Source organism: Promicromonospora sp. AC04 (genome assembly GCF_003058225.1).
Lineage (GTDB): Bacteria > Actinomycetota > Actinomycetes > Actinomycetales > Cellulomonadaceae > Promicromonospora.
In genome coordinates this window covers 155,529-170,449 of sequence record NZ_QBUG01000001.1, presented here as the reverse complement: position 1 = coordinate 170,449, position 14,921 = coordinate 155,529, and the positions used below count along the sequence as shown (strand labels likewise).

At 73.0% G+C, this 14,921-nt stretch carries 13 protein-coding genes; 8 read left to right on the top strand and 5 right to left on the bottom strand.

The features are described from left to right. Positions 1-112: 112 nt before the first annotated feature. The gene (locus C8K30_RS00695; RefSeq protein WP_108490982.1) at positions 113-1,018 is read left to right on the top strand and encodes an SDR family oxidoreductase; all 906 of its coding nucleotides are present in this window, start codon (positions 113-115) and stop codon (positions 1,016-1,018) included. Positions 1,019-1,022: 4 nt separating this feature from the next. On the opposite strand, the gene C8K30_RS00690 is transcribed toward C8K30_RS00695, so the two are convergent. Both C8K30_RS00690 and C8K30_RS00685 read right to left on the bottom strand, forming a co-directional pair. Continuing rightward, entirely contained in the window at positions 1,023-1,646 is a 624-nt protein-coding gene (locus C8K30_RS00690) for a trimeric intracellular cation channel family protein (protein WP_108490981.1), read from the bottom strand. Between the two features lie 78 nt (positions 1,647-1,724). Next, positions 1,725-3,020 carry a cytochrome P450 gene (locus C8K30_RS00685; RefSeq protein WP_108490980.1) on the bottom strand — a complete coding sequence of 432 codons (1,296 nt, stop codon included), beginning with the start codon at positions 3,018-3,020 and terminating at the stop codon, positions 1,725-1,727. A 189-nt stretch (positions 3,021-3,209) separates the two neighbouring features. On the opposite strand from C8K30_RS00685, the gene C8K30_RS00680 reads away from it, so the two are divergent. Continuing rightward, positions 3,210-4,409, top strand: a complete 1,200-nt coding sequence (locus C8K30_RS00680; RefSeq protein WP_158280891.1) for a sulfotransferase — start codon at positions 3,210-3,212, stop codon at positions 4,407-4,409. 108 nt (positions 4,410-4,517) lie between these two features. Here C8K30_RS00680 and serA read toward each other — a convergent pair whose 3' ends face one another. Then, positions 4,518-5,756 carry a phosphoglycerate dehydrogenase gene (gene serA / locus C8K30_RS00675; RefSeq protein ID WP_108490978.1) on the bottom strand — a complete coding sequence of 413 codons (1,239 nt, stop codon included), beginning with the start codon at positions 5,754-5,756 and terminating at the stop codon, positions 4,518-4,520. A 94-nt stretch (positions 5,757-5,850) separates the two neighbouring features. Beyond that, complete coding sequence (locus C8K30_RS00670) at positions 5,851-8,121, bottom strand: AAA family ATPase (RefSeq protein ID WP_108490977.1); 2,271 nt, start codon at positions 8,119-8,121, stop codon at positions 5,851-5,853. Between the two features lie 121 nt (positions 8,122-8,242). On the opposite strand from C8K30_RS00670, the gene C8K30_RS00665 reads away from it, so the two are divergent. From C8K30_RS00665 to C8K30_RS00645, 5 genes are all read left to right on the top strand, one after another. Then, positions 8,243-9,625: a PP2C family protein-serine/threonine phosphatase gene (locus C8K30_RS00665; protein WP_233256897.1), complete on the top strand. Its 1,383-nt coding sequence runs from the start codon at positions 8,243-8,245 to the stop codon at positions 9,623-9,625. Continuing rightward, the gene (locus tag C8K30_RS00660) at positions 9,622-11,271 is read left to right on the top strand and encodes an ATP-binding protein (RefSeq protein WP_199230286.1); all 1,650 of its coding nucleotides are present in this window, start codon (positions 9,622-9,624) and stop codon (positions 11,269-11,271) included. Before C8K30_RS00665 ends, C8K30_RS00660 begins: the two co-directional genes overlap by 4 nt. Positions 11,272-11,377: 106 nt before the next feature. Next, positions 11,378-11,797, top strand: a complete 420-nt coding sequence (locus tag C8K30_RS00655; protein WP_108491829.1) for a response regulator — start codon at positions 11,378-11,380, stop codon at positions 11,795-11,797. A 125-nt stretch (positions 11,798-11,922) separates the two neighbouring features. Continuing rightward, the gene (locus tag C8K30_RS00650; protein ID WP_199230285.1) at positions 11,923-12,852 is read left to right on the top strand and encodes a proteasome assembly chaperone family protein; all 930 of its coding nucleotides are present in this window, start codon (positions 11,923-11,925) and stop codon (positions 12,850-12,852) included. Between the two features lie 209 nt (positions 12,853-13,061). After that, a complete protein-coding gene (locus C8K30_RS00645; protein WP_020016705.1) occupies positions 13,062-13,265 on the top strand; it encodes a cold-shock protein in 204 nt (67 codons plus the stop codon). A gap of 75 nt (positions 13,266-13,340) precedes the next feature. On the opposite strand, the gene C8K30_RS00640 is transcribed toward C8K30_RS00645, so the two are convergent. Then, positions 13,341-14,306 carry a spermidine synthase gene (locus C8K30_RS00640; protein ID WP_233256896.1) on the bottom strand — a complete coding sequence of 322 codons (966 nt, stop codon included), beginning with the start codon at positions 14,304-14,306 and terminating at the stop codon, positions 13,341-13,343. 101 nt (positions 14,307-14,407) lie between these two features. Between C8K30_RS00640 and C8K30_RS00635 the strand changes: the two genes are divergently transcribed. Continuing rightward, positions 14,408-14,878 (top strand): SAV_6107 family HEPN domain-containing protein, encoded by a 471-nt coding sequence (locus C8K30_RS00635; RefSeq protein ID WP_233256895.1) that lies wholly within the window; start codon positions 14,408-14,410, stop codon positions 14,876-14,878. Positions 14,879-14,921: the final 43 nt, after the last annotated feature.

The window sequence follows — 14,921 nt, the reverse complement described above, 5'->3', positions numbered from 1 at the left end:
ACGTGGAGCGTACAGTCATGTCTGTGGCTGACATCAGTCACTGACATCACCGCAGGCATGACCACGGGTTGTGACCGCTGGGATGACCACGACATCAACGGAAAGAATCATCATGCGCATCTTCGTCACCGGGGCCTCCGGCTGGATCGGGTCGAGCGCAGTCGACGAGCTGCTCGCCGACGGCCACGCCATCACCGCCATCGCCAGGTCCGACGCGTCCGCCTCCGCGCTCGAGGCGAAGGGGGTCAGCGTCCAGCGCGGCGACCTGGACGACCTCGACGGCCTCCGGCGCGGCGCGGACAGCGCCGAGGCGGTGCTGCACCTCGCGAACAAGCACGACTTCTCGAACCCTGCCGTGTCGAACGCCGCCGAGCGGGCCGCCGTGCAGACCATCAGCGACACGCTCGCCGGGACGGGCCGCCCGTTCCTGCTCGCGTCAGGGGTTGCCGGGCTCGCGGCCGGCCGGCCGGGCACCGAGGACGACCCGTCCCCGGCCCACGGCCCCGAGTCGCCCCGCGGCGGCGCCGAGAACCTCGCGCTCGAGTACGTCGATCGCGGAGTGCACGTGGTCAGCCTGCGGTTCGCGCCGACGGTCCACGGCGCCGGCGACCACGGGTTCATCGCCGCCATCGCCGCGGCCGCGAGGCGCCACGGCGTCTCCGGCTACCCGGGCGACGGCGCCAACCGCTGGGCCGCCGTGCACCGGTCCGACGCCGGGCGGCTGGTCGCCCTCGGCCTGGCCAAGGCCCCGGCCGGTGCGCGCCTGCACGCCGTCGCCGAGGAGGGCGTCACCACCCGGGAGATCGCCGAGGCGCTCGGCCGTGCGCTCGACCTGCCGGTGGCCTCGATAGCGCCCGACGACGTCCCGGGGCACTTCGGCTGGATCGGCACGTTCTTCGGCATGGACCTGCCCGCGACGAGCGCGGCGACGCAGCAGCTGCTCGGCTGGACGCCGTCCGGCCCGACGCTGGTCGAGGACATCGACGCCGGCGCCTACTCGGCGCACCCGGCGGGTTAGGGCGTCACGGGGCGCGGTGGCCGCCGGCGGGTGGTGCGGTCCAGCGGTAGCGCAGGGAGACCATCCGCAGGCCGAACACCAGCACGGCGATCACCGTGCCCGTGGCGAGGCTGAACCAGTCCGCCCACGAGGCAAGGCTCGTCAGGCCCGCCCCGAGCAGCGCCGGGATGGCGTACAGCCCGCGTGCGCGGAAGACCTGCGGCACGTCGTTGGCGACGACGTCGCGGATGACGCCCCCGCCCACCGCGGTGATCAGGCCCAGGATCGCGGCCGCCGCCGGGTTCATGCCCGCGGTGAGCGCGACGAGCGTGCCCGTGACCGAGAAGAGCGCCATCCCGGCGGCGTCGAACGTGAGCAGGGCGTTGTGGAAGCGCTGCACGGCGTGCGCGAAGAAGTACACGACTACGGCGGCGACCACGGGTGGCACGAGGTAGATCGGCGAGTCGAACGCGCGCGGCACGCCGTCGGCGAGGACGACGTCGCGCAGGATCCCGCCGCCGAGACCGACGCAGGTGCCGAGCATGAGCGAGCCGACGATGTCGAAGTGCCGGCGGACGGCGAGCAGCGAGCCCGACACGGCGAAGAAGAAGACGCCCAGGAGGTCCACGACGAGCTGGGTCAGGGCCACGTCCGGCTCCTTTCGGCTGGATCGCTCACTTCCAGGGCCGTCGTGCCCCGTGCTCGCATCCTGTGCGGTGCGGCGGTCTCACGGCGAGACCGCCGTCGTGCCCGGGGGCCAGGCGGCCGGGCGGGGCACCTCACGCGGGGAGGCGAACGTCACCGGCAGCCGCGCGGGGAAGCGCATCCATGGGCTGGTCGCCCACTCGACCTGGTCCGGGTCGCCGTCGAGCGTGACCTGCAGGCGGTGCAGCAGCTCCGTGACCGCGATGCGCGCGATGACGCGGCCCAGGCGCGGCGCGGGGCACCGGTGTGCGCCCGCGCCGAAGGACAGGTACGCGCGGTTGCCGACGGTCTCCCACGGGTCCGCGGCGTGGACCAGGGGGTCGTGGTTGGCGGCGTGCACGGCGACCACCACTGCCTCCCCGCGCTCGACCAGCTTGTCGCCGATCGTCACGTCGTGCACCGCGAACCGGGGCATGAGGTTGGGGTTGGTCGTGGAGCGCCACAGCACCTCGTCCAGCACGTCGTCGATGTGCAGCCGGCCCCCGGAGACCCTGCCGGAGAACCGTGGGTCGCGCAGGATCAGCGCGAGGGTCTGCGCCACCAGGGCGAGCAGCGACTCGGTCGCCGCGGCCGTGATGGCGGTGAGGGTCTGCGCCCGCTCCGTGTCGTCGTGGAAGCTGCCGTGCACGGCCAGCATCCCGGCGATGTCCCGGGTGCCGTGTGCGCGGCTGTGGGTGATGTGCCCGCTGACGATCTCCTTGAGCTCGTCGGTCAGGGCGCGGGCGTCCGCGCCGGCCTCGAAGATGGCGCGCGTGATCTCCTGCAGGCGCTGCGCCTGCCCGGGCTCGAGCCCGTCGAGCTCGGACATGACGAGGAACGGGACGACGGCGGCGTACTCGGCGACGAGGTCGGCCCGCCCGCGGTCCTCGAACCGGTCGATGAGCTTCCCGCACAGCCGGCGGGTGATCGCCGCCGCGCGGGCCTCGTCGATCCGGTCCAGGGCGTCGTCGACGGGCGGCCGGAGGCGCGCGTGCTTGGCGCCGTCGGCGTCGAACAGGGTGGGCTTCGGTTGCCGGGAGAGCACGAGGTGCAGGGCCGACTGCGGGCCGAGCAGACCCTCGTCGTGGCCGCGCCAGATCGACGGGTCCTTGATGAAGGTGCGGTCGTCGCGCAGCACGCCGACGGCCGCTGCATGCCCCAGCACCAGCCACGCCGGTACGCCCGGCTCCAGGTCCACCGGCGCGGCGGAGCCCCACCGCTGCCGCAGCCCCTCGTACACCGCGTTCGAGTCGGCGGCGGACGTGGTCTCCACGAGCTGGGTCCGGTCGGCGACGTCGCGCAGCCTCACCAGCGGGTCCGACGGCGGTCGTGCGGTCACGATTCCCCTCTCGTCGGCGACCAGGGTCCGGCCAGGTGATGCCGGGTGCAGGCCTTCGGTCGTGATCGTAGACGCGTGCTCCGGATCCGCCAACGGTCGGGTCGCGATCGGGTCGTGGGCCAGTTATCAGCCGGGTCGGCCGGGCCGATCGCTTGTCGCTGCCTGAAGGTTGTCGGCAGGATGTGCGCCATGCCCCAGGCCACGCCGCTGCTCCGGCTCCTCAACGTGCTGTTCGCCCCGGGCCTGCGGACCCGCAAGGACCCCGACGCCGTCTTCGAGCGACTGCTCCGGGAGGTGCAGCGCGGCCGCGTCCCCCTCGGCGCCGACGACCTCGCCGCGCTCGACGGCCTCCGCCTGCTGCTCGCCGACCATGCCGCCAACCCCGACCTGAGCGCCTTCGGCTGGATGAGCACCCAGGACCAGATCCGCGAGCGGCTGAACAACCGCGCGATCGTCCGCGACATCCAGGCGAGCCACCCCGAGGTGCGGGACGAGCCGGTGACGGCGCCCGTGTTCGTCGTCGGGCTGCCGCGCACCGGGACCACGCTGACGTACAACCTGATCGCCCGCCACCCCGGCAACCGGGGCCCGAAGCTGTGGGAGATGACCAACCTGGGCCTCCCGCGTGCCACGGCCGAGCGCGAGCGGCTGATCGCGCAGGTTCGCAAGCGGTTCGCGGTGGTGGGGAAGGTGAGCCCCGCGTGGGCCCACCTGCACCCGCTGATCGCCGACAGCGAGGAGGAGGACTTCATGCTGCGCGCCCACACCGAGATGTACGCCACGTGGGGGCCCGCGCCGCGCTACCTGGACCACGTCGCGGACGCCGACCTCACCGACGACTTCCTGTTCCTGCGCGACGCCCTGCAGATCATCGCGGCCGGCGAGGCGCCGGAGCGCTGGGTGCTCAAGCACCCGATGGACCTGTGGCGGATGCCGGAGATCCTGCGCGCCTTCCCGGGTGCGCGGTTCGTCTGGACGCACCGCGCGCCGGGGGCCGCCGTCGCCTCGGGCTGTTCCATGGCCGAGGCGACGCACACGATGTACATCAAGCCCGGCCGCATCGACCTGGACCGGATCGGCAGCGAGTGGCTCGGGATCTCGGCCGCCGGCGTCGAGCGCGCGATCGGGCTGCGCGAGCAGCTCCCCGACGACGCGGTGATCGACGTCGTCTACGACGACCTGCTCGCCGACCCCGCGACGGTGATGCGCGGGGTGTTCGACCGCCTGGACCTGGCCTGGGGCGGGGCCGACGACGCCAACCTGGCCGCGGCCCTCGACCGGACGGGCCACCGCCCGCACGCCTACACCCTGGAGCGCTACGGCTTGACCGAGCCCCAGGTAGCGGAAGCCTTCGCGGCGTACAAGATCCCGGCGTCCGCGCTCGGCTGACCGCACCGCCGTCGGGCGAAGGGCTCGCGCGAGAACGACCTGGGGTACCGACTCCGCACGGAATCGGCACCCAGGTCGTTCTCGCGGCGGACCGCAGTCCGCGGCCGGTCAGCGGGCCGCGGGACCCGGGGGGAACTCCGGGCGCTCGAAGGCGTCGCGGATCCGCAGCCGGATGGTCGTGTCCAGGGCCTGGAGCTTCTTGGACGCGCCCCGCTCGGTCACGTCCGAGATGTCGGTGACCACGTAGCCGATATCGCCCCGGGTGGCGAGCATCTGGCCCTCGATGTTGGCGCCGTGGTCGGCGAAGATCTGGTTCACGGTGGCGAGCACGCCGGGCACGTTGCGGTGCAGCAGCTTGATGCGGCCCACGCCCGTGTGCTCGAGCTGGAGGTTCGGCAGGTTGACGCTGAGCATCGTGGAGCCGGTGGTCACGTAGTCGCCGAGCTTCTTGGCCACGAACTGGCCGATCGACTCCTGCGCCTCCTCGGTGGACCCGCCCACGTGCGGGGTGAGGATCACGTTGGGCAGGCCGCGCAGCACCGACTCGAAGGCGTCGCCGCGCTTCTTGGGCTCCTCCGGGAAGACGTCGACGGCGGCCCCCGACAGGTGCCCGGACCGGATGTGCTCCGCCAGCGACTCGACGTCGACCACGAACCCGCGGCACAGGTTGAGGAAGATCGCGCCGGGCTTCATCCGGGCGAACTGCTTCTCGCCGAACAGGCCGGCGTTCCCGGAGCGCCCGTCCACGTGCAGCGTCACGATGTCGGCGGTCTCGAGCAGCTCGTCGAGCGTCTCGGCACGGCGGGCGTTGCCGAGCGCGAGCTTCTCCGCGGTGTCGAAGAAGACGACGGACATGCCGAGGTTCTCGGCGAGCACGGACAGCTGCGAGCCGATGTTGCCGTAGCCGACGATGCCGAGGGTGCGGCCGCGCACCTCGTGCGAGCCCTCGGCGGACTTGTCCCAGACGCCGTCGTGCAGGGCGCGGTCGCGCTCCGTCATGCGGCGGGTCAGCGAGATGATCTCGGCGATCGCGAGCTCCACCACGGAACGGGTGTTGGAGAACGGCGCGTTGAACACGGCGACGCCACGGTTCGCCGCGGCGGTGAGGTTGATCTGGTTGGTGCCGATGCTGAAGGCGCCCACGCCGACCAGGCCGGTCGCCTCGGACAGCACCCGGGCCGTCACCTCGGTCTTGGACCGGATGCCCAGGAGGGCGACGCCGTCGAGCGCGGCGATCAGCTCGTCCTCGTCGAGGGCTCCCTTGCGGTAGTCGACCTCGTACCCGGCCGACTCGAGGATCGGGACGGAGGTGGGGTGGACGTTCTCGAGGAGAAGGGCTCGCTGCACGGACCCATGGTGCGCCAGGGGGACCGGAAGCAACAAACGGATGAGCCCCATGTCCCGCCTGCTGGGACGGCGGGCCGCCGGCGGCAGGCGGGCGTCAGAACCCTTCGGGCAGGTCGCGCGCGTGCAGCACGACGAGGCGTTGCGTCGGGCGGGTCATCGCGACGTAGAGGTCGCTCGTCCCGCCAGGCCCCTCCGCGATCGCTGCCGGCTCCACGAGCACCACGGCGTCGAACTCCAGGCCCTTGGTCTGGCGCGGCGCGAGCACGGTCACCTGCGCGTCCTCGGGGCGCTGCGCGGCGAGGCGGGCGGCTTCCTCGGCGCCGACGGCGGAGGCCAGCCCCCCGGCGACGGCGTCGGCCAGCCGCGCGACGCTGCCCGACGGCGCGACGACGGCCACGCGGCCGGCGTCGGGACCCACGAGCTCCTTGACGAGGCCGAGGGCCTCGGCGACCACCGTGCCGTCCTCCGGCCGGGCGTCCGGGCCCGGCGGGGTGCGGACGACGGTGAGGGACCCCTCTACGTCGCGCGCGGCGCGCAGCTCCGAGACCGGCAGCTCGGCGGCCCGCGCCACCCGCTGGGCGGTGTCGGCGACGGTCGACGGCGTGCGGTAGGACACGGTGAGCTCGGCGAGCCGCCACCCGTCGCGCAGCAGCGGGGTGAGCATGCGGTCCCAGTTCCGCGCGCCGGCCGCGGACGACGTCTGGGCGACGTCACCGACGATGGTCATCGATCGGGTCGGTACCCGGCGCACCAGCGACCGCCAGGCCATGGGGGAGAGCTCCTGCGCCTCGTCGACCACCACGTGGCCGTACGTCCACGCGCGGTCGCCGGCGGCGCGCTCCGCCGTCGTCAGGGACGGGCCGCTCGCGGCGAAGCGGGAGGCGAGCGTCTCGGCGTCGACCAGGCCGTCGCCGGCGCCCGTCGAGGACAGCACGCTGCGCGCGTACTCGACCTCACGGGCCTGCTCGGCCTCGCGGTTGCGGGCCTCGGCCAGCGCCACGGAGTCGTCCTCGCCGAGCAGCTCGTACGCCTCGTCCAGGATCGGCACGTCGGACTCCGTCCACGGCGCACCCGGCTCCCGGAACAGGAGGCGGCGCTCGCGCGCGGTCAGCTCCGGTGCGGCCTCGGCCAGCCGGTGCGGCTTGGCGTAAAGGTCCCTGACGAGCCGCTCCGGCGTGATCGGCAGCCAAGCGAGGTTGAGCGCCACGCGGACGTCGCGGTCCGAGCGCAGGTCCTCGAACACCGCCGAGCGGTCCTCGCCCGCCAGGGGTGCGTCCGTGAAGTCGCGGTACTGGTCGGTCAGGCGGTCGAGCATGTCGCGCACGAACGCCCCGCGCGCCAGGTTGTGCGGCTTGTGCGTGCGGCGGGCGCGAGCTATCGCGTCGGCGACGTCGCGGGGCCGGATCACGAACTCGTGCCCGTCGATCCGCACCGGGACCTCCCGCTCCGGCACGCGCTCGCGCGCCCGCACGGCCCGGCGGACCACCTTGCGCCACAGGAGCAGACCCTTGAGCCGGGCCACCTGCCCCTCGTCGACGGCGGTCGCCCGGATCCCGGGAATCAGGTCGCCGACCGTCGTGGAGACCACGCCGGTCTCACCGAGCGACGGGAGCACCTGGTCGATGTACCGCAGGAACGAGCTGGAGGGGCCCACGACGAGCACGCCGGAGCGCTCCAGCAGGCGCCGGTGCGCGTACAGGAGGTAGGCGGCGCGGTGCAGCGCCACCGCCGTCTTACCCGTGCCCGGGCCGCCCTGGACCACCAGCGCCCCCGACAGGTCGGAGCGGATGATGCGGTCCTGCTCGGCCTGGATGGTGGCGACGATGTCCGTCATCCGGCCCGTACGGCCCTGGGCCATCGCCGCCAGCAGCGCGCCCTCGCCGGACAGCGCGTCGGGGTCGATCTCCGTGTCGAGGTCCAGGACCTCGTCCTCCAGGCCGGTGACCGAACGGCCCTTGGTCACCAGGTGGCGCCGGCGCCGGACGTCGCCCGGGTGCAGGGCCGTGGCCCGGTAGAACGTCTCGGCCGCAGGGGCGCGCCAGTCGGTCAGCATCGAGCGGTGCTCGGCGTCGGTCAGGCCGATGCGCCCGACGTACCGGGTCACGGTGCCGTCGGCGGACCCGTCCGAGAGGTCCAGACGGCCGAAGACCAGCCGGTCCTCGACGGCGTCGAGCTGCGCCGCGCGGTCCTCGTAGAGCGTGGCGAACGCGTCGCGCTCGCTGCGGTTCTGGTGCGTGCCCGTAGCGCCCGCCAGTCGGACGTCCCGCAGGCGGTTCGCGGTGGTGCCGCGCAGGGTGTCCAAGCGGATGTACATCGTGTCGACGACTGCCTGCTCGTGGGCGAGCTCGCCCGCGATTCCCGTCACGCCTTACCTCCGTGTTCCACCAGCGAAAAAGCTTCGGCCGCAAACAACCGGCCGACCATTATCGCGCACCAGTCGGCCTGTCCGCTGACACGGCGTCATCTCGCTGGATAGGATCGCCGCCATGGCACTGGGCGGGGCAGGAGCTGCGAGGCCCGGAGGAGGGTCCGGATCCGAGGCGCGCCCGTCCGGGATCGACGGCCCGATCTCGGTGCTCCTCGTCGAGGACGACGACGCCGACGCGTTCCTCGTGAGCGAGCTGCTCGCCGACGCCGACGTGGAAGCCGACCTCCGGGCCGACCTGCACCGCGCCCGCTCCGTCGACGAGGCCCTCGGGGTCCTGTCGATGGTGGCGGTGGACTGCCTGCTGCTCGACCTGGGCCTGCCCGACGCCGAGGGGCTGGGCGCCCTGCGCCGCATCATGGACGGCATCGAGGTGCTGCCGGTGCAGCCCGCCGTCGTCGTGCTGACCGGGAACACGGCGCACGACCTGGGCGCCGCCGCCGTCGCCAACGGGGCCGACGACTACCTGGTCAAGGGCGACGTGGACGGCGACGGGCTTGCCCGCTGCCTGCGCTACGCGACTCTGCGGCGGCGGTCCGCCGCCCAGCAGATCGCGCTGTTCCGCAGCGAGGTGCGCGCGGCCGAGACCACGCGGCTGGAGCGCGCGCTGCTGCCCAAGGAGCTGGTCACCGACGAGCGGGTCTCCGTGATGGTGGGCTACCTGCCCGGGGGCAACGGCCTGCTCGGCGGCGACTTCTTCGACACGGTCGAGCGCCCCGACGGCACCCTCGTCACGGTCATCGGCGACGTCGCGGGGCACGGCCCCGACGAGGCGGCGCTCGGCGCCGCGATGCGGACGGCATGGCGCACCCTCGTGCTGGCGGACACCCCCGCCGACGCCGTCCTGCCGCTCCTGGAGCGGGTGCTCCTCGCGGAGCGCGGCCGGCCCGAGGTGTTCGTCACCATCTGCCAGGCGGTGATCTCGCCGGACCGCAAGCACATGGACGTCTACCTCGCCGGACACCTCCCGCCGCTGCTCGTGGTCCCGCAGACGTCGGCCGGATCGGCGGTGCTCGTCACCCATCACTGCGAGGAGCTGCCCTCCTCGGACCGCGGCCGCGCCCTGGGCATCCCCGTCGCGGGCAGCTGGACCGCGCACCGCGTCCGCCTGCCGGAGGTATGGACCGCCGTGCTCTACACGGACGGGCTCGTGGAGGCCGCGGTCGGCGTCGACCCCGACGGCACGCCGATCCTCCCGCCCAGCGCGCACGGACGCATGCCGCGCCTCGGCGCGCACGGCCTGCGCAGCGTCGTGGAGCACGAGATGGACAAGGGGACCGACGAGGTCGTGACCCGGGTGCTGCGCCGGGTCCGCGCGCTGCACGGCGGTCCCCTGGTCGACGACGCAGCGCTGCTCTTCGTCGGCTGGGCCGGCGCCGGTGCCACCGGCCCGGGGGAGCGGACGTCGACCCTGGCCGACTCGGTGGAGTGGTCGCGGGCATGACGCTCGTGCCGGACGAGCACCGGTTCACCGGTGTGTCCATGCGTCGCCGTCTCGCGCGGCTCCTCGGCGCGGTGGCGGCCATGCTCGTGCTGGCGCTCGCGGTGGCGGTGCTCGCCCTGGTCCAGTCCCGCGGCTTGGACGCCCGGGCCGACGGCCCGTACTACCGGGCCGTGGTCGACGGCGAGCGGGCGTCCCTGGCGCTGGGCGACGCCGAGGCGTCGCTGCGCGCGTACCGGGCGACGTGCGACGCCGCCGCGCTCGAGCCCTGGACCCGGGCCGTCGGGTCGAGCGGCCGCATCATGCTCCTGGCCGACGTCGAACGGCGCGAGCTCGCGGCCGACGCCGAGGTGGCGCTGGCCTACAAGGAGGCGATGCGGCTCACCGACGCCTGGTTCGACGAGTACGCGGAACCCGTGATAGCCGCCGTGGAGGCGGCGCCGGCCGGCCAGATCGACTGCCGCATGGAGCTGCTCGGCACCGCTCCGCCGGCCGCCGAGGGCGACGCCCTGTACGAGAGCGCGCGCGCCGCCGTCGTGCAGTACCTGGCCGCGCTGAGCACGCAGCGGGACGAGATAGTGGCCACCCGCGCGGTCTGGGAGCAGCTGCTCCTCGGTGCGGTGGCGACGCTGGTGCTCGTCGTGGTGCTGATGGGCACGATGATGTGGCTCGCGCTGGAGACCTGGGTGATCCGGCCGCTCACCACGCTGACGGCCGGCGTGCGCGTGGTGAGCAGTGGTGTCCTCGGGCGCGAGATCCGGCCCGTCGGTGCGGGCGAGGTAGCCCTGCTCGCCATGCACGTGGAGACGATGCGCCGCGAGCTCGTGCACCAGGTGGAGGAGATCCGGCTGTCGCACCAGGAGGTCGAGAACGCGCACGGCCTGCTCAGCGAGCAGGCGCGCGAGCTGGAGCGGTCCAACCGCGACCTCGAGCAGTTCGCCTACGTGGCCTCGCACGACCTGCAGGAGCCGCTGCGCAAGGTCGCGAGCTTCACGCAGCTCCTGCAGAAGCGGTACGGCGGGTCGCTCGACGAGCGCGCCGACCAGTACATCGACTTCGCCGTGGACGGCGCCAAGCGCATGCAGCGGCTCATCCAGGACCTCCTGAGCTTCTCCCGCGTGGGCCGAACCGGCGTGCCGCGCGAGGACGTGGAGCTGGAGGGGGTGCTGACGGCCGCGCTGTCCGAGCTCTCCGACCGGGTGGCGGAGACGGGCGCCGAGATCGTCCACGACCCGATGCCGACCGTGCACGGCGAGCGTGCGCTGCTGCAGCAGCTGTTCGTGAACCTGGTCGGCAACTCGCTGAAGTTCCGCGACCCCGACCGGACGCCGGCCGTGCGGATCGAGGTGCGGAGCATGCGTGCGCACTGGGAGATCTCGGTCGTGGACAACGGCATCGGCATCGACGCCCAGTACGCGGAGCGGGTGTTCGTCATCTTCCAGCGGCTGCATCCGCGCGAGGAGTACGCGGGCACCGGCATCGGCCTCTCGCTGGTCAAGCGGATCGTGGAGTACCACAAGGGTCGCATCTGGATCGAGCCCGCGGCGGGCGGCGGCACCATCGTGCGGTTCACCCTGGCCCGGCGCCAGGGGCAGCCCGGCCCGGGGCGCCTTTCGACCGAACGCGCGCAGTCGACTACGCTTCAATGAGGCGGCCTGACCAGGGCCGACGATGGGTCGCGACGAAGGGGCCCGTCGCTGCCGACTCCAGGGGACAGGTACGGACCGGGTGGTCAACGTGAGCGGTCAGAAGGTGATGGAGATCCTCCTCGTGGAGGACGACCCGGGCGACGTCCTGATGACCCGGGAGGCGTTCGAGGATCACCGTGTCGCGAACAACGTGTCGGTGGTCGGCGACGGCGTGAGCGCGCTCGAGTTCCTGCGCAAGCAGGGGCAGTACGCGAAGGTGCCGACGCCGGACCTGGTGCTGCTCGACCTCAACCTGCCGAAGATGGACGGCATGGAGGTGCTCGCCGTGGCGAAGGGCGACCCCATGCTGCGGCACATCCCCGTGGTGGTGCTCACCACGTCGGATGCCCAGGAGGACGTCGTGGGCTCGTACTCGCTGCACGCGAACGCGTACGTGACCAAGCCGGTGGACTTCGACCGGTTCATCGACGTGGTCCGCCAGATCGACGAGTTCTTCGTGTCCGTGGTGCGCCTGCCGGGTCGGTGAGCAGTGTGCCCGCGACGCTGAGGGCGTAACGGGAAGACACCCGGCCCTCGTAGCGTTGGACCTGAGCAGATAACCCGGTCGTATCGGGTGATCGGGAAAGTACTCCGACGAGCGAGGGAGCGCACGTGCTTGACCCCCAGGGCATCTACGACGTCGACGAAGCAGCGGTCGAGCGCACGCTGGGTCGCAGCGTGCCCGGAAGTGCCGATGGACCCGTCCTGCTGCACGCCGTGCGCGGATTCGTGGACGCAGGCAGCGCGGGCGACATCGCCGTCGAGCACCTCGTCGACGAGTTTCGCGTCGAGCGCCTGGTGACGTTCGACGTCGACCAGCTGCTCGACTACCGCTCCAAGCGAGCGACCATGACGTTCGACTCCGACCGCTGGGCCGACTACCAGGCCCCGTACCTTGCGATCGACCATGTGACCGACGCCGAGGGCACCGGTTTTCTGCTGCTTCACGGCGCCGAGCCGGACCTGCAGTGGGAACGGGTGGTAGCCGGGGTGATCCAGCTGGTCGAGCGGTTCGGCGTGAGCCTCGTGGTCGGCATCCAGGGCATCCCGATGGGGCTGCCGCACACGCGCCCGCTGTCGCTGACGGCGCACGCGACGCGGCCCGGCCTCGTCGACGACTACACGTCGTGGTTCGGCAGCGTGAAGGTGCCGGGCTCGCTGGCCGCCCTCCTCGAGTACCGGCTCGGTGAGGCCGGGCACGACGCGCTCGGCTTCACGGTCCACGTGCCGCACTACCTCTCGCAGTCACAGTACCCGCCGGCGACGGTCGTGGCGCTGCACCACACGGAGCGGGCCACGGGGCTCGACCTGGCGATCCCCGCCCTCGAGGAGGCCGCCACCGACGCGAAGATCGAGGTGGAGAAGCAGGTCGCGGAGTCGGCCGAGGTCGCAGCCGTGGTGAAGGCGCTGGAGGAGCAGTACGACGCGTTCGCGCGCTCCGTCGGCCGCCCGAGCCTGCTCGCGGAGACCACTCCGATCCCCAGCGCGGAGGAGCTCGGGGCGGAGTTCGAGCGGTTCCTCGCCCAGCAGAACGGCGACTGAGGGGCAGCTGACAGCCCGGTGTGTCATAGCTGCGGCAGAAATGTGCCCGTTCCGTGGCACATTTGAGTGGTCCATGCCACACTGGCGCACGTTGCAGTGACGTACCAAGGCCACGTCCGCCGTGTCGTGAGCAAGCGGGGAAAGCATTGCGGCACGGGGGCGGGCAACGGGCCCGCCGCCGGATCCCGGACGGAAGGTCGAAGGACAGCATGGCGCAGGGTTCTGTGAAGTGGTTCAACGCGGAGAAGGGGTACGGGTTCATCGCCCAGGACGGCGGCGGCGCCGACGTCTTCGTGCACTACTCCGCGATCCAGTCGAACGGGTACCGGTCTCTCGAGGAGGCCCAGCGGGTCGAGTTCGAGATCACGCAGGGCCCCAAGGGTCCGCAGGCGGAAGCGGTCGTCCCGCTCTGAGTTACCTGTGAGAAGGGCCGTGCTCCCCTCGGGGAGCGCGGCCCTTTTCATGCCCGGGGGTCGTGCCCTGACGCCTCAGGGGGCGGGAGTCTCCAGCGGCGCCGCCGTGCCGGCGAACGCCGCGGCGTCGTCGCCCGCGAGGAGCGTGGCAGGCACCGCGAGGGTGCGTAGGGCGCGGCCCAGGCGGGGGTCGCGCAGGTCCACGGTCTCGACGTCGGCGTCGGGCCGTACGGTGGCCTGTGCGGGCTCCTGGGGGTCTTCCTGGGCTGCGTCCCGTGGCGGGTCCTCGGGCAGCTCACGGACGGCCGCGAGGACCAGGTTCCCGTAGCGGCGCCCCTTGAGGATCGCGGGCTCGGCGACGGCGGCGAGCCGGCCCTGTGCCGTGGCGTCGGGCCCGAACGCCTCGGCGAGGCTCGCGACCTCGCGTCGCGCCGTGGTCAGCGGCGGCTTGTCGGCGCAGTTCACCAGGAGGACGCCGCCAGGGCGGAGCACTCGGCGAGCCTCGGCGGCGAACCCCGTGCCGACGAGGTGCGCTGGTGTGCGGTCGCCGGCGAAGACGTCCCGGACGACCACGTCGTAGGAGGCGTCGCGCGCCGCGGCGAGGGTGTGCCCCGCGTCGTCGGCGCGCAGGCGCAGCAGGGGCGAGCGCGGCAGGGCGAACCACTCGCGGACGAGCTCGAGGAGGCGGGGGTCGAGGTCGACGCCGAGCTGGCGCGAGCCGGGCCGCTCGTGCTCCACGTGCCGGGCGAAGGCGCTGCCGGCCGCGCCGAGGTGCAGCACCCGCAGCGGCCCGGGCGGCAGCAGGGCCACGAAGGCGGCCATCTGCTGCATGTACTCGAAGTCGAGGAAACCGGGGTCGGCGAGGTCGAGGCTGGAGCTCGGCACGCCGTTGACGTGCAACGTCACTCGCTGCGGGAAGTCGGGGTCGCGAACCACCTCGGCGGTGCCCGTGCTGATCGGCACGGGGCCGACCGGCAGCTCGGCGGGGAGTGTCAGTGGTGCGGAGGAGGATGGGCGGCGTCGGGCGGAGCGGCGGGCCATGAGGACAGTGTCTCCCGGACCGGCGGTGCGCTTGACAGGGATAGAACGTATGTTCGATAGTGTCGCACAAGGGGTTCGATCGGAGGTTCGAGATGGGCACCATGCAGTCTCAGAGCGGGCGGGACGTGGTCTCTGCGCGCACGTTTGTGCCGCACGCCGTTCCGCCGGGCGTCAGCGCACTGCTCCGCAAGGCGGACGCGGAGCTGGCCGAGGCGGCGCGTTCCGCCGACCCCGGTGACCGGTTCGTGCACGCGCACCTCGCGGCGATCCGCTCGGCTGCCGCGGTCGTGGCGCTGCGCGGGCGTCCGTCGGCGCGCTCCGGCGCGCGGACGGTGTGGGACATGCTTGCGCACGCCGAGCCGGACCTCGCGGCCTGGTCTGGGTACTTCGCGTCCGGGGCGCCTCTGCGGGCGGCCGTGGACGCCGGTCGCCCGGAGCAGGTGGAGCCCGCGCGAGCGGACGAGCTGCTCGCGTGCGCGGAAGACTTCCGGGACGAGGTCGCCATGCTCGTGGACCCCCAGGCGGGGTTCTCGACGCAGCAGCGCCTGACCCTGGTGCCCGAGGCGTCGTGACCGGAGCGTGTGCGGCCGGAGTGGGGTCTGCCCCGGCCGTGCG